Source organism: Cnuella takakiae, from assembly GCF_001953305.1.
Classification (GTDB): Bacteria; Bacteroidota; Bacteroidia; order Chitinophagales; family Chitinophagaceae; genus Flavisolibacter; species Flavisolibacter takakiae.
Window position 1 is genome coordinate 1197702 of record NZ_MTFE01000010.1, and the last position, 15601, is coordinate 1213302.

The 15601-nt window shown below is 50.8% G+C and carries 12 protein-coding genes; 6 read left to right on the forward strand and 6 right to left on the reverse strand.

Features of this window, described 5'->3' with window-relative positions; genetic code table 11:
* The first annotated feature begins 3 nt into the window (after positions 1-3).
* The 5 genes from BUE76_RS05590 to BUE76_RS05610 all read left to right on the forward strand — a co-directional run bounded on the left by BUE76_RS05590 (position 4) and on the right by BUE76_RS05610 (position 3607).
* The gene (locus BUE76_RS05590) at positions 4-657 is read left to right on the forward strand and encodes a thiamine phosphate synthase (protein WP_245798430.1); all 654 of its coding nucleotides are present in this window, start codon (positions 4-6) and stop codon (positions 655-657) included.
* On the forward strand, positions 632-1408 hold the full coding sequence (locus BUE76_RS05595) for a thiazole synthase (RefSeq protein ID WP_073048471.1): 777 nt from the start codon (positions 632-634) through the stop codon (positions 1406-1408). The genes BUE76_RS05590 and BUE76_RS05595 overlap by 26 nt, the downstream gene beginning before the upstream one ends.
* On the forward strand, positions 1395-2516 hold the full coding sequence (gene thiH / locus BUE76_RS05600; protein WP_073048468.1) for a 2-iminoacetate synthase ThiH: 1122 nt from the start codon (positions 1395-1397) through the stop codon (positions 2514-2516). Before BUE76_RS05595 ends, thiH begins: the two co-directional genes overlap by 14 nt.
* Positions 2510-3220, forward strand: a complete 711-nt coding sequence (locus tag BUE76_RS05605; RefSeq protein WP_073048465.1) for a HesA/MoeB/ThiF family protein — start codon at positions 2510-2512, stop codon at positions 3218-3220. The genes thiH and BUE76_RS05605 overlap by 7 nt, the downstream gene beginning before the upstream one ends.
* An 87-nt stretch (positions 3221-3307) precedes the next feature.
* Entirely contained in the window at positions 3308-3607 is a 300-nt protein-coding gene (locus tag BUE76_RS05610; RefSeq protein ID WP_262485780.1) for an alkaline phosphatase, read from the forward strand.
* A gap of 257 nt (positions 3608-3864) precedes the next feature.
* Here BUE76_RS05610 and BUE76_RS05615 read toward each other — a convergent pair whose 3' ends face one another.
* The 4 genes from BUE76_RS05615 to BUE76_RS05630 form a co-directional block, all read right to left on the reverse strand.
* Positions 3865-6105, reverse strand: coding sequence for a TonB-dependent receptor (locus tag BUE76_RS05615; RefSeq protein ID WP_158069931.1), 2241 nt, complete (start codon positions 6103-6105; stop codon positions 3865-3867).
* A gap of 28 nt (positions 6106-6133) precedes the next feature.
* On the reverse strand, positions 6134-7489 hold the full coding sequence (locus tag BUE76_RS05620; RefSeq protein WP_143157476.1) for a tetratricopeptide repeat protein: 1356 nt from the start codon (positions 7487-7489) through the stop codon (positions 6134-6136).
* A gap of 62 nt (positions 7490-7551) precedes the next feature.
* The gene (locus BUE76_RS05625; RefSeq protein WP_073048452.1) at positions 7552-9639 is read right to left on the reverse strand and encodes a DUF4331 family protein; all 2088 of its coding nucleotides are present in this window, start codon (positions 9637-9639) and stop codon (positions 7552-7554) included.
* A gap of 702 nt (positions 9640-10341) precedes the next feature.
* Complete coding sequence (locus tag BUE76_RS05630; protein ID WP_073048449.1) at positions 10342-12849, reverse strand: DUF5686 and carboxypeptidase regulatory-like domain-containing protein; 2508 nt, start codon at positions 12847-12849, stop codon at positions 10342-10344.
* A 241-nt stretch (positions 12850-13090) separates the two neighbouring features.
* Here BUE76_RS05630 and BUE76_RS05635 point away from each other — a divergent pair, with 241 nt between their 5' ends.
* A complete protein-coding gene (locus BUE76_RS05635) occupies positions 13091-13819 on the forward strand; it encodes an endonuclease III domain-containing protein (protein ID WP_073048446.1) in 729 nt (242 codons plus the stop codon).
* 121 nt (positions 13820-13940) lie between these two features.
* On the opposite strand, the gene BUE76_RS05640 is transcribed toward BUE76_RS05635, so the two are convergent.
* Positions 13941-14885, reverse strand: a complete 945-nt coding sequence (locus tag BUE76_RS05640; RefSeq protein ID WP_073048443.1) for a DUF808 domain-containing protein — start codon at positions 14883-14885, stop codon at positions 13941-13943.
* Positions 14886-15135: 250 nt separating this feature from the next.
* Positions 15136-15423: a GIY-YIG nuclease family protein gene (locus BUE76_RS25450; RefSeq protein WP_083596728.1), complete on the reverse strand. Its 288-nt coding sequence runs from the start codon at positions 15421-15423 to the stop codon at positions 15136-15138.
* Positions 15424-15601: the final 178 nt, after the last annotated feature.

Genomic DNA, 15601 nt, shown 5'->3' on the forward strand with positions numbered 1-15601 from the left:
AAAATGAACAACATGTTACCCAGGCTGCAATACATCTCACAGGGAAGCACACCCGAAATACAGGTAAGGCATATCCGGGAAGCGCTGGATGCAGGCTGCACCTGGATCCAGCTGCGGATGAAACAGGCCACTGCCGGCGATTTGCTCACAACGGCACAGCAGGTAAGGGAATTATGCATCACGTACAACGCAATCTTTATTATCAACGATCACCCTGCCATTGCAGCGGCTGTTGGAGCTGATGGTGTGCACCTGGGTTTGACGGACATGCCCGTTTCTGAGGCAAGGGCAGTAGTAGGAAAGGAAAAGATCATCGGCGGAACCGCCAACACCCTGGCTGATGTCATCCAACGGTACGAGGAAGGTTGCGATTATGCCGGGGTCGGGCCTTTTCGTTTTACAACCACCAAAGAAAAACTCAGCCCCATATTAGGTGTTGCCGGTTACCAGCAGATCCTGGAAGCCATGGCGGAGGCCGGGATTTCCATGCCCCTGATCGCTATTGGCGGCATTACACCAGCAGATGTGGCGGGCCTAGTGGAAACAGGGGTGCATGGCATTGCGGTATCGGGGCTCATCACCCATAACGACCACAAAAAACAAATCGTTCAACAACTAAACAACCAACTGTATGCAACCACTTTCCATAAGGGATAAAATATTGCATTCCCGTTTGTTCCTCGGTACCGGCAAATTTGGTTCGGCCAGGCTAATGGAAGATGCTGTGCTGGCCTCAGGCACCGAGCTGGTAACCGTAGCGCTAAAGCGGGTGGACCTGGAAACCCAAACCGACAACCTCCTGGCTCACCTGCAGCATCCGCACATCAACCTGCTGCCCAACACATCGGGTGTGCGCACTGCCAACGAGGCGGTATTTGCTGCACAGCTGGCCCGCGAAGCCCTGGAAACAAACTGGCTCAAGCTGGAGATTCATCCCGATCCCAGGTACCTGCTGCCCGACCCGGTGGAAACCCTAAAGGCAACCGAGGAGCTGGCCAAACTGGGCTTTGTGGTGCTGCCCTATATACATGCCGACCCGGTACTGTGTAAACGGCTTGAAGACGCGGGTACTGCGGCCGTGATGCCTTTGGGCGCACCCATTGGTACCAACAAGGGCCTGAAGACCTACGACTTCCTGCAAATCATTATTGAGCAAAGCAAGGTGCCCGTGATCATTGATGCCGGTATTGGTGCCCCTTCCGATGCAGCCAAAGCCATGGAAATGGGTGCAGATGCCGTACTGGTCAACACCGCCATTGCTGTTGCCGGAAACCCCGTGCAAATGGCAGCAGCCTTCAAACTTGCGGTTGATGCCGGCAGAATGGCCTACGAAGCCCGCCTTGCCACAGCAGCAAACCATGCTACTGCCTCCAGCCCCTTAACTGCATTTTTACATGAAGAACTTTAAAGAAGTTTTTGACCAGTACAGCTGGGAAGAAGTGACCGCGGCCATTGCCACCAAAACCAGTTTGGATGTACAGCAGGCACTGGCCGCACCACGCCGTAGCTTGGAAGATTTTATGGCCCTGATTTCGCCGGCTGCCGCACCTTACCTGGAGCAGATGGCGCAACTGAGCCATGCTGCAACCCGGAAGCGTTTTGGCAATACGGTACAGTTGTTTGCGCCCATGTACCTGAGCAATGAATGCAATAATATTTGTACCTACTGCGGCTTCAGCTTCGACAATAAAATAAAACGGCGCACCCTCAACGCTGCCGAAATCCTGCAGGAGATCAACGAGATCAAAAAGCACGGCTTTCAGCACATCCTGCTGGTTACCGGTGAGGCCAACCAGGTAGTGCATGTGGATTATTTCCTAAAAGCTATTGCCCTGATCAGGCCGCATTTTGCCAACATCTCCATAGAAGTGCAGCCTTTGGATGAAGACGAATACCGGCAACTGCAGGAAGCAGGTATTTACTCGGTACTGGTTTACCAGGAAACCTATCATAAAGACCGGTACAAGGAGTACCATACCAAGGGTAAAAAGTCAAACTTCTATTACCGGCTTGAAACACCCGACCGTATTGGCCGTGCAGGCATGCACAAAATCGGCCTGGGCGTGTTGCTTGGGCTGGAGGACTGGCGTGCCGACAGCTTTTTCTGTGCCCTCCATCTCGACTACCTGCAGAAAAAGTACTGGCAGACCAGGTACGCTATCTCCTTTCCACGCATCAGGCCCGCAGCAGGTGTGGAAAGCGGCAAGTACACCATCAGGGACCGCGAGCTGGTGCAACTGATTTGTGCCTACCGCCTGTTCAATGAGGATGTGGAAATATCCATCTCCACCCGCGAAACCGAAACCTTCCGCAACCATGTTTTAAAGCTGGGTACCACCACCATCAGTGCGGGCTCCAAAACCAATCCCGGGGGCTATGCAGTTGATCCGCAAAGCCTGGAACAGTTTGAAGTAAGCGACGAACGATCCGCTGCTGAAATGGCTGCCGTGATCAGGGCGAGCGGGTATGAACCCGTATGGAAAGACTGGGATAAAAATTTCAAAGTACCATGTTGACCATCGAACAGATCAATCGCTACAGCCGGCAGCTGATGGCCGATAAAGTAGGCCTTGAAGGGCAAATGAAAATAAGGGCGGCAAAGATCCTGGTGATTGGTGCCGGTGGGCTGGGCTGTCCTGTATTGCAATACCTGGCAGGTGCGGGTATCGGAACCATTGGCATCGTGGATTTCGATACCATCGCCATACATAACCTGCATCGGCAGGTACTGTACACCACCGCCGATATCGGCAAGAAGAAAGTGGCTGTTGCAGCAGAAAGGCTTCAGGCGATCAATCCTGACTGTAACCTGTTAGGTTTTGACATGAAGCTCGAAGAAGAGCAGGCAAACGACCTTATCGGGCAGTTTGACCTGGTAATAGATGGCTCCGATAACTTCCGGACCCGCTACCTGGTTAATGATGCCTGTAAAGCATTGGGCAAACCTTTGGTATATGGAAGTATTTTGAATTTTGAAGGACAGGTAGCTGTGTTCAACTACAAAGGGAGCAACAGCCTGCGACACCTGTTTCCGGAACCGCCCGATCCGGGAGATGTACCAGGCTGCAGCGAAAATGGTGTGTTGGGAATCGTTCCCGGAATGATTGGTACGATGATGTGCGATATAGCATTGAAAATTGTGCTGGAAAATGAAGTGCCGGTCAATACCCTGCTCATTGCTGATTTTGACCGGTACCAATTTCAAAAGATTAGCTACTAAGTAGCATTTCAAAATCAGGAGTACCGGAACAGCGGCAGCATCAGCCTGCTATCCGGTTCAACAAGTGGCTTTTTCCTGGTTTCCGAACTGCTCGATTTCGACCAGGTGGTGGCACAGGCCATGCGCTTTGCCGACCAGGATGGCGAGACCCTGGTGATTGTTACTGCCGATCATGAAACCGGCGGCCTTACCCTGCATGGCGGCGATTATGCCAGTGGGTATGTGGCGGGCCTTTTTGCCACCGATGACCATACCGCGGCGCCGGTACCGGTGTTTGCATACGGGCCGGGTGCGCAGCTGTTTGGCGGGGTATATGAAAACACGGCCATTTTTCACAAGATCCTGCAGGCCCTGGATAGCAATTTAAATGCTGCAAAAAAACCTTGATTGGAATTTGGATCACCGTCCTCAAAAGGGTGAATTCCGGCTTTATAGATAGTGCTATGTTCTTTTAAATGTAACCGTTGTAGCCTGCTGATGATAGCTCAAGCCATTCAACTAAAAAGATGCTGTTCAGCAGAAGAAAGTTCCGCAAATCTTTCGGCCTTATTTGTCCTGGAGCGGTATACCTGTTTCACTGCTGCTGCACCGCTTTTTGTAAGGGGATTGTTTTCTATTATCTTTTTGAAAATGAGCCGGAGTGTTTACAGGGTGATGGTAATACCTGCTTTGAGGAAGAATGGCGTGCCGGGGGTAAAGTGTATTTCAGTAACGGGATCAGGTTCCTGCTGTAACCGGCTGGTGCTGGCAAACTGCGTTTCTTTCCAGCGCACGTCAAACAGATTTTGTGCCGACAGCATCAGCTCTATCCGTTTGAAGTTGTAGGCAAGTCCCGCGTCGCAAACGAAGTATCCTTCGGCCACCAGGCTGTTGTCTTCATTTGCGGGCCGGTTGCCCATCCAGCGGTACCGGAAGCTGCCGTTCCACCCGGTATTTTTCTTGTAGGTGATGCCGCCTGAGGAAGTGAACCGGGGTGCCAGCGGCAGGTAGTCCTCGCCTTTCGAAACATCTAAGGCCAAAGCCCTGGCATAGTTCAGGTCGGCATCGAGGTACAGGTTGCGCAAAGGCTGGTACCGGGCAGAAACATCCAAACCGGTTCTGCGGGTGCGGCCCAAAGGTTCAACGATGCCTTCATCACCTACATAAATGAACTCCTGCTCCAGTGCCAAATACCACAATGCTGCCTGGAGCACCAGGTTGTTGCGGGGTTTGGCCTGGATGCCCAGGTCAGCACCCCAGGCTGCGGGCAGGGCTTCACGGCCATTTGTTTGTACCACTACCCGGGCATCGTTGCTGTGAAAGCCCCTGCCTGCACTCAGGTACAGCATGGCTTTATTGGAAGCCTGCCACGACAGGTTGATTTTGGGACTGACGATGGCGGTATGTTTTTGCCTGCGCGTATCCTGCAACTTATCCGAATAAGCATGGATGAACTGGTCGAAACGCAGGGCGCTTTCCAGGGTGATGCGGTAGGGGAGTTGGACGGTTTCCCTGATATAGGCAGCCGCGTTCCACTCGCTTACATTGCCCCATTGCTGTTGTTGCAGGAGGGTTGCGCGGTTTTTGGTATGCGCCAGTTGACTGTTGCGGGTGGCATCGGCACGCAGGGAGAGGCCTGCCTCAAAAGTATGCGTGTTCCGCCCCAGTACACCATAGTGTTTGTACAAACCGTTATAACCCCAGAGCCCTCTTTTTTCCTTTTGCCTGATCTGGTCGCCGTTAACAGGATCGTTCAGGAAAAAAGTAAAATTGGAAAACAGGTCAAAATGGTAAGCCGTGTAATACAACTGGTTGCTGAGGGTACTGTTTTCCGACAATTGGGTGCGCAGCCTTGTCTGGATATTGGTGCGGTGGGTATTGCCGCCCTCGCTGGGGTCGATGGCGCCAAAGAAAGAGATACTGCCATCTGCAACGGCACGTTCGGGTATCTGGCCCGAAGCGTTCCATTTGGAGTAAAAGGTTGCTATGGATGCATCCAACTGGTGGCGCTTGCCCAGCATCTGCTGGTAACGGGCAAACAGGTTGGTGCGGCTAAAGTTCTGTGGCGCATCAAAAAAGCCTTGGCTCCGCAGGTGCTCGGCGGCAACATACATCCCCTGTTTTTGCCTGCCCCTGTCTTGTAACAACTGTACCATCGCCAGGGTGCGCAGGGTGTTGAACTGGCCGCCTTCCACCTTCACCAGGCTGTTGTCCAGTCTTTCTTTTGATTGGAGTGCCACATGGCCCGCAGTGGCGAAATTGCCCTTATCGGCAGCATAGGGCCCTTTGCCAAAGCGTACCTGATCTACCACTTCCGGAATGATGAAGTGCAGGTCGGCATAGCCCTGGCCATGGGCATGCGATACCATGTTTACAGGTATGCCATCGGTGGTGATGGCTACATCGGTACCATGGTCTATATCAAAACCGCGCAAAAAGATCTGTTCAGCTTTTCCGCCACCGGCATGTTGCCCTATGAAAAGACCGGGAACCATGCGCAGCAATTCCTGGGCATTGTTCAGTCCCCTGATCTTCATATCCAACTGACCAACATTATGCAAGGGCTTGTTGCCCGAAGCCGAAAGGGTCATCTCGCGTAAGTTTACCACGTCGGGCTCCAGGTGGATATTCAGTTCTTCCCTGATGTCTTTACAGGCAATGGCTTTGGGTACATAACCCAGTGCCGATATGTGCAGGCTGTCTGATGCGGGGAGCCGGGAGGCAAAGTAAAACCTGCCTTGCTCATTGGAGGTAAAGGCAATATTGGTTTGCCTGCTTTGCACCACTGCGCCTTCAATTTGCCGGTGGGTACGGGCATCTGCAATAAAACCCGCATATCCGGTTTTTGATTGTTGTGCTCTTGCCGTTTGCGCCAGCAGCAAAAGGCAAATGAAATACCTGCTCATAAAGTGGTGTTGCATCCAAAACTTTGGTTCAGGATTGTTGGTTGGTTTTTAAAACATCATGTACTGCACGCAGTAAAGATGCATCCCTAAGCGCATTTTGGGCAAGAGATTTTTGAAGCAACGTACGGCCTTCGGCAGTTTTGCCAGCTGCGGTAAGGATCAGTCCCGACCGGGCCATAAGTACCGGGTCGGTGCTGCCCGTGCGTAAAGCCTGCTGCACAATGGGCAATGCTTTGGCTACTGATCCATTTTTATAATGAAGCCATGCCATCAGTTCGTTGACTTTTATATTACCTGGGCGGCGGTCGTATTCCTTTTTTACATGAAGCAAGGCTTGCTCATATTGCTCCATCAGTAAGTAAACAGCTGCCAGTTCCATATCGGTATGGTATGGCGCATTTGCAACACCGGCGTTTTGCTGTTCCTCTGCTTTCAGTTCGGTTTCCATTTCCTTTAAAACGTGCAAGGCCTTTTCGCGTTGCCCCATAGCCAGGTAGGTTTGGGCTATCTCCTCGCCAAAGCCATGGTCGGCAGGTAAGGAGTCGGCTTTCAGGAAATAGGCAAGTGCCTGCTGCAGGTTCCCTTCCGCCTGTGCAATGCGGCCCAGGCCGGCCACTGCGTATGCATAATCGGGGCGGTATTTCAAGGTAACCTGGTATTGCACCCCGGCCTGTTTGTAGTCGCCGTTTTTCTGCAGTAATTCCCCCAGTTGGATGCGGGTCCACGACGAGGGTTCATCGCCATACCCACTGGCATCTACCGCCAGTGCCATAGCGGTTATGGCGCCTTCCATATCGCCATGTATCTCCCTTAGGTAAGCTACCCTTGCATAGGAGCGCATATCGGGGCGGATGGCCACCATCTGGTCGGCGCTGGCTACTGCTTTGTCGTACTGCCCCAACTCTACATAGCTGTCGGTCATCAGCCCGTACAGGAAAGCGTTATGCGGATTCAGCTTTTGGGCTTTGGTAGATGTTTCGAGCGCAGCTGCAAAATGGTGTTTAGACAACTGGATCAGCGCTTTCATGGTAAGTGCTTCAAAGTTGGCCGGATTTTTTTCAAGTACCTGCTCCAGGTGGTAAAGGGCTGCCCCGTCGTAATAATCATGGTTGCCCGATGCCCTGCCTTCCTGTATATACAAACTTGCAAGCGCCAGCATGGATTTCTGGTCGTCGGGGTTTTCGCGTACCATCCGCACCAGCCTTTCCGCCGATTGTTTAGTATCGTTCCACTCCGGCCAGGTAGCCGCAATGCCTTTTCGCTCCTGCAAAACATAGTGTTGGGCCAGTTTGGTGCTGAAACCCTTTTTGTTGCGGCCCCCGAAATAAAGGGCCGGCAGCAGTACTGCTAAAACCGCTATCAGAACAAAGTATTTTTTACGCATGGAAGATGTGTTAAGGAACAAAAGGCAACAAGGCCAATAGCGCCTTGTTGCCTTTTGGTGTATTAGTTTTTAATTACCTGTATGCTTTGCACCTGCTGGCCATCGTAACTGCCTACAACTGTGTAGGCACCTTTGGCCACCGTACTGGTGTTCCAGCTTACCTGGTGGGTTCCGGCTACCTGTTGCTGGTTAACCAGCACTTTGATGATTTTGCCGGTAGCATCATAAGCAGCAATAACCACCCTTGCCGGTTTACTTACCTGATAGCGGATCACGCTGTTGTCCCTGGCAGGGTTTGGCGTGGCCATCAACAACATTTCCGGCACGCCCAATCCAATACCCAGTTTACGCTCGGGTATGGTATTCAGCAGCGACTTCATCGTTGATGCATCTTCTTTTGCATCTTCATCGCAGTTGCACTGATGGGTTCCGGGCCAGGCAAGCGCCATGTAGGGAAACTCATCCACAAAGGGTGCGTCATTCTTTTCTACACCGGTAGTATACGAAATCACATTGAGCAGTTGTGGCGTGGTAACAGGGCCGCCCTCCTTGTAATCGTCGTATGGAAGCCCGATGGCTGCCAGTACCAGGCCGCTCACTGCCTGCAATTCAATGCGGGTCACATCATCTTCCAGCCGCCTGCCGTTGGGAAAGCCATCCATATTGGGTATGAACTGGAGGTTGGTGGTTTGGTTGAACCTGGGGTCCAGTATACCCAGCGCTGCTGCGTTAATCAGGCCCAGTGAACTGAACTCTTTGCTGTTGCGCGGCGTGGTGGGCACCGCCATATTCAAGCGCAACATGTCTCCACCATTGGGCAGGAAGTTGTGAATGAACGGTTTGCCTGAAGCCAGCGGGTTGCCGTTCTTGCCCGTAAGTAACTGGTAAGGGCGCAGGTTGGGCACACCGGTGTGGAATATGGGGTAGAGGTCAACGGTGCGGGGCATGCCAGGGCCGGGTAACAGTACTTTGCCAAAGATTGCATCATCCAGCGCTGTTCCTTTTACTGCCTGCGAACCTTTGAGCGGGAAAAGACCATTTTGCCCGTTAGCAAAACCAAATTGACCCAGTGAGGCCTTCTGAATCCGCAGGGGTGCAAAGGCTGGTACGGCTCCGCCAAACTTGTCGTCATCCATGTACAGGGCCAACTCCGGGTTGTTGAAGTATTTGCCTACACTGTTCCTGTAAAACGGGTCCTTGTATGGTGTATAGGAGTTCCAGAAATCCTTAACAACAATGGGGTTAACCACTTCATTGGTCAGGGGCATACCCAGCCGCGACACCTGTACCCAGTCACCGCTATGTGTTTCAGTTCCGTTGCCACCCAGGGTCCTGATCTTGGGGCGGCTGGCCGAAGCCCATACGCCGATCACATAATTCGGATCAAGGATGTTTTGAGCATCCTTGGCCATTTTTTTATCCTTCTGCAAGGTGGAAATGTCTATTTCCAGCGCCAGTGTAGATACGTTCAGGCATTTCAGGCCATCGCGGGCCTTGCCATTTTGCCGGGGCGCATCGCCCAGGTCAAAAACTCCGCCCAGGTCTACAAAGAATGGGTCATCTACCGGGCCTGCATATACCTTTTCGCCGGTATTGGCATTCATAAAGGCTTTTCTTCTAACATGCAGGTAGCCCGGCTCGTTCAGCCCAACGGGTGAAAGTATAGAGCGGTCGCCTGCGGGATAAGGAGCTACCCTGCCGTTGGTAAATAGGGTAGTGAACGATTTGCCACCATCCATGCTGCGTTCCAGTGTATAGCTGGTCTTTTGGTTCTCTGCTTCTAACCTTATTTTGAAAAAAGTACCATTGGCTTCATTCTTCGTTTTGAAAGTAAAGCGGTAAACAATGTCATCTCCTGGCGTTGCAATGTTGTTGTCGATGTGGATTTCATAGCGGATGTTTTCGCCAAAATTGTAATAGATAGGTCCACCCTGTGGCAGTTGCATGGGAATGTAGTTGGCGATGATGACTACTTTCTCCGGGTTGTAAGGACTTCTAAAGGCATACAGGTCTGTGTTGTCTGCCTGCGGGTCGTAGGCAATAAGCGGCGCCTCCCGGTGGCTGGAAGACGTCAGCAAAACTGTCGCGAACAAAGCTGTGGCAAGGACTGCAAAAAGTTGCAACCCTTGTGTCGTTGATCTTCGTTTCATTGTGTTAACAGGTTTAATTAAATAAATGCGGCATTCACCAAAACTTGGATGTTACTGGGTGTATACACAAGGTGCGGAAAGGAGGATCGGGCACGGAGGGATAAAACGGGCAATACAATCACAATCAGGCTTCAATCGGCTATGCGAAAATCCTGTTCAGTAATGATTCTATGATGTTCCTTGGGTTTGCTCTGTTTCAAAGGGATGAACCCCGGTTATTGCATTGCTTTGATAGGTACGTAAACTCGAAAGGTGTTGGATTGGAAATGTTAAAATTTTTATACCCTCTTCAGCTATCACCATTTGTAACTGGGCAGTTTAGGGGTGACTTATATAACATATAAGTCAGATAGCAGAAATCAATACGGAGAAGTTACTGAACCCCATCATTTTGCTATGGTAGGTTTTCAATCATCAAGGTGCAAACCGGGGGCCTAAGGAGAAAAGAAAAATGCAGGCAAAATGGCCCTGTGTATATGTTTGGTTTATTGCCTTTGGCATTTGCCTGGAAATGCCCGCTTTTTGATGCGAATGGGTAAAATTTGAAGCACGCACAATTCTCAATTTTTGTGCAATTCTGGTTTTTAAAATAACCGGGAAAGAAAGCCATAAAGGGCAGGTGGTCTGAAAGGAGCAAAAAAACGGATCAATTATTTTTAGCTGCAGGTTGCCTTACATAGTATGATTGGTACTGTTCCTTTTTTACTGGGTATTTAACTGCACCATACCACCCAGCACGCCACTAAAGCCTACCCGGATACCGTAGTGGGCGCCAGGTGCCGCCTGGTAAGCCGAAACAAAATCTACCCGCAATAGCTTGAAGATGTTTTCCAGCCCTGCAAATACTTCAGCATAGTAATTATCCCTGTTTACATAAAAAGTATTGGTGCCTGCCACCAGGTTCCACTTCAGCCGTTTGAACAGCGGGATTTTGTTGGTAAGCAAACCATTGAAATGGTGCTCTGCATGCACGAGCCCATAAATGTTTTCGGTATTGCTGTACCGGTAGTAAGGCGCCAGTTGAAAGCTGTTCAGGTAGTTGTTGTTGATGATGGTTCTGTTGCCGATGAAATGGGTATAATCCGGAATGTCCACCCTGTTTTTATTTAAAAAGCCACCGGCGCTGATCCGGTACCGGAATTCACCTTTCAGCTTCAGGTTCATATTGTCGTGTACACTGAACTGCCACCGGTCGAAGTCTGCATCGGCATCCAATATACCCGGGATGGCTTTGGCATATTCCAGATCCAGGGTAGGGTATTTGGATCCTATAGGAACTTTATACCTGGGAAACTGTATGTAGCGCTGACCCGGCTGGAAGCTCAGACGAAGGGTAGTTACCAGAGCCCTGTTTTTTTCAAATGGAACATTTGCCAGTTCAACAGGGTGGTTGGGCGTGAACTTGTTGCCGGTTTTCCGGAATGCATAGTCTGTTGTGTTTTCCAGTGGCCGCCTGCTTTCATACAGCCCCTCCACGTTGATCTGAAGACCATTTTCCAACCTGTTGTTGTACCGCAACTGGACAAAGCTGTTTTCATAGAGCTTCATCCAGTTGTTGCCGTACACCAGGGTGGATACAGCGTTGGTCAGCGGGTGGATGGGATTATCGCGGTTGAACTGCGAAACGCGGGAGCCACCGGCAACAGCCAGGTAACGGTTCCTGAAGCTGTTATCTTTTGGACTGATCGTTAATTCACCCAGGGCATTGAGCCTTTGGTTATTGATGCCATACCGGGTGTAATTACGGAGGGTGTAGTTAAAGCTGCCTTGCCTTGGGCGAACCTCCAGGCTGTGGTCGATGGCAACGACAACACCTTCCACCGTGTTGTACTGCAATTGCTGGATAAAAGGTTCGAGCCGGTAAGTTGAGAATGCTTTTGAGGAGTAATAATTGCGCCGCACGCCACCGATAAAAAACTGCTTGAGTTTTACCGGCTTCTGGTTCTTTCTCAAGGAGTCGATATTGCTGCGCGTAAACATAGAATCACGCGCCACCTGGTGGATGCTGTCTTTTACAACAAAATCTCTTTTCTCATCTGGCTCCAGGGGCACTGGCCGCACCCGGCTCCAGTAAGTGCTGTCCTTTTTGTTGAAGCTGGTATCGTAAGACAGGAGCACCCGGTTGAAATGCTTTTTACCAAAGCTGGGTTCCAGGTCGTAGTTGGTGTATACATTCAGGAAGTTGCCGGTAATATCAAACCCGAATTTCTTTGCGGCAACATATACCACCTGGTTTTGCGTGCGCCAAATGTTGTTGGTCACTTCGCCATGTAGCTGTGTCACTTTTAAAGTATCCAGCAATTCCATCTGGTATTCCTTGGTGGTGGTCAGCTCCAGGCTGTGGAAGCGCCACTCGCCGTCGATGATATTGACAAAGCCTTCAAACAGGGGTTCGAACTTCCGCCTGGGCGTAACGCGGATGCGATTGATGATTTTTCCATGCTCAAAAAAGTCGCCTTCATACCGGAAACGATAATAATGAAAGGCATTGTCGGAAATAGGCGAGACAAAACCCCGCGAGTTGATGCTGTTGGTGAGTAAGGTTACGTTGTTGGCGTAAAAATTAATAAAGGAAGGAAAACTGAAACCAAAGCCGCCGCCACTTTCCCTGGAGGAAACCACTTCCATCTTTACCTTATCGGGTCGCTTCAGGGATACTTTTGTTACCGATTCGGAAAGGAACAAGATGCCCCTGCCAAGCGAGTCCATACCCTCCTTTTGCATTTCCTTTTTATCGATCTTCTGGCCGAAAAATTTGTCGGGCACCGCCCTGGAGCGCAGTAATCCTTTGATGTACACATCCACGGTAAGCGAGTCTACCTGGTTGGCGTAAAAATCCCGTTTCCGGATGGTTTCCCTGATGATGCCCATGGCCGGGTCAACGCCCTTTTTCACCACCACTGTTGCCATGGTGAGGTTCTGGGTGGTTAAGGTGAAATTCACCACCAGGTTTTCCTGTCCCAGTGTTATGCTTTTCTCTTCTGTTTTATATCCCACATACTGGCAGGTGATGGTGTAGCTGCCCGGAGCGAGCTCCAGCACATACCTGCCCTGGCCATTGGCAACCACGCCCTTTTTTGTTCCTTTTACCGTAAGGGAAGCATAAGGAAGCAGCTTACCGTTGTTATCCATGATGGTTCCGGTTAGGTTGGCTGCGATACAGAGTTGTTGCAGCAATACACAGCATAACAGCAGTAGCAATGATTTCATAAGCGGTTGAATGCCCTAAAAATATCGGGGCAAAGCCATCTGCAAAGACCACAGGTCAATTTTAACAGAAACACAGGGCTGCAGGCTGTGTTTTAAATCCTTGGTCCAGGTTGTTGTGCCTGCATTTCACCCCTTGCCCGGCGGCATGAGTTTTGGAACATGGGTAATGCTGCTGTGCCGCCGGGTCCGGCCAGGACCCGCCTTATATGCAGCTGGATTAAGTATTTAAAAAGCTTCCGCTATGCCTGCCGCAACCGACAACCTTGCCGCCTTTGTGCTGGAAATTCACCACCGCCTGTCGGACGTATACGGCAGGCAGATCAAATACTTTCACGACCTGGACCCATTGAGCGAACTGGTGTCGGCTTTATTGTCGCACCGCACCAAAAACGCAGCTTCAGGCAAAGCTTTTCATAACCTGCGCGAGCTGTTTGGTACCTGGGAGGCCGTGCGGGATGCTCCTACCCACCTGGTGGAAGAAGCCATTTATCCCTGTACCTGGCCCGAACAGAAAGCACCGCGTATCCAGCAGGTGCTGCGGCTGGTTACGGAGTTGCGGGGCGAACTATCGCTGGATTTTTTGGCCGATATGGATGTGACTACTGCCCGTGCCTGGCTGGAGCAGTTGCCCGGTGTAGGACCCAAGACCAGTGCAGCGGTGCTTTCCTTTAGTTTGTTGCGGGGCAAGGCTCTGCCGGTAGACTCGCACCACTTCCGGGTAGCCGTGCGGTTGGGTATCATTTCAGAAAAAATAGGGGAGGCGCGGTCGCATAAAGTGCTGGAAGATTTATTGCCTGCCGACTTTAGCGCACAGGATGTGTACGACAACCACCAGGTGATGATGAAGCACGGGCAGAAGGTTTGTTTTTACAACAACCCGGCCTGCAGGGAATGTGTGTTGCTGGATTTGTGCCCGACAGGACAACGGCGTTTGGGGATCGGCGATCAACCGGCGCAGGCAAAGAGATGAAGCAGCCGGTGTTCTGGTATCGGTAAAACCTGATGCATTCTTTTTATAAAAGAAAATCCCTTGAGCACTCAAGGGAATTTCTTTATGTATGATGCAAATAGCTTGTTCCGTATAAAGCCTGTTAGTGCGTCGGCTGCTCGGCTGCCGTTCTTTTGCCAAAGATCCCTTTGCCCAGCTTCAGTATTTTATCAATGATAAAACCAAGGATCAATCCGCCAATACCACAGGCCAGGGCTTTGGCAAACCAGGCCAGTGCAGGCATGGAAGCAAGTGCATGTTCCAGGTCGTGGAGGAGGTGGCTGGTGAACGGAATGCCGTGGGCAATGATTTCGGCACCAACCCAAAGCATGGCCGCCGTACCCACATAACCCAGGATGGTAAGAAAATGGGGCATGAACTTTACGATGCCGCGACCGAACTTGCGGGTAACAGGATGAAATTTATCCTGCGCCAGGTGCACGCCGATATCGTCTGCTTTTACTATCAGGCCCACAAAGCCATACACTGCCACGGTGATGAAAACAGCTACGGCCAGCATCACCAGAATCTGGTTCAAAATGGCCTGGCCTACCACCTGGCTATAGGCAATGGCCATAATTTCTGCCGACAGGATCACATCGGTACGCACCGCGCTGGTAACGCGTTGCTGCTCCAGTTCCTCGGGTGTAATCACTTTTACCTCTTCGCTTTCGGCATGCACATCTGCATGCTTGCTGAACAGGGAATGCACCTTTTCGTAACCTTCATAGCACAAATAGGCGCCGCCCATCATCAGAATGGGCGTGATGGCCCAGGGCGCAAAATAGCCCAGCAACAAAGCCGCCGGGCTGAGGATCAGCAGCTTATTAATCAGCGACTTTTTGGCAATCCGGAAAATGATCGACAACTCGCGCGATGGATCGAGGCCTACTACGTATTTGGGCGTAACCGCCGTATCGTCGATCACGATGCCCGAAACTTTGCCGGTGGTTTTGGCAACCTGGGTGGGCACATCATCCAAACTGGCGGCACTTGCTTTTACCAAAGCTGAAATATCGTCTAATAAAGCAAAGAACCCTGAAGGCATAGTGTAAGAGTTTGCAATTGGTTTCTGTAGAAATGGGCTTCCCTGCGGTTTTTGCCCGGCGGCAAGTTAGGGGCAGCATTTTGATTTACAAGATAGTTGGCTGTAAATAGTGGGTGTAAAGGGTGGGTGCGGGTAAAGGCTAAATAGGTAAAAGACTTTTGATTTTTCAAGAGGCCTTTGTGACCTGAAAGCTAAGCCAGCCCATTCCCAAGTTATTGGGAATGGCAAGGTGGCGTAATAACCAATAGGACTACCGATCCAAAGTATTCTTTGAAGAATGCACCAACTGGGTAATCTGCTCCCGGCTATATTTTTTGATTCCCCTTTCCCGAACCAGGGCTTCCCGTTTGGATGGGAGTTGTTCCATGTAAACAAAGTGCCATGGACGCTTGAATCTTGTACTAAGCGTCTCGCCGTTGTTGTGACGGTTCAAACGAATGGCTGGCTCTTCGGTAAACCCCTTATAAAAGCTGCCATCCATTTCACTTTGAATGATGTATACGTAAAATGGCATGAAGGCAAAAAACAAAAAAGCCATTGAATAATCAACGGCTTCGTACGAATTTGAAAGACTCGAACCCGTCCCCAACGCAGTAGGGGATGACCCACAACCTTTGGTTGGGGCACGCAAGGCGGTGTATCAACCAACTGAACTATGAATAGTCCTGAAATAAGTTGACAGTATTTAGAATGGATCCCGGTTGCCTCAGGTGGCC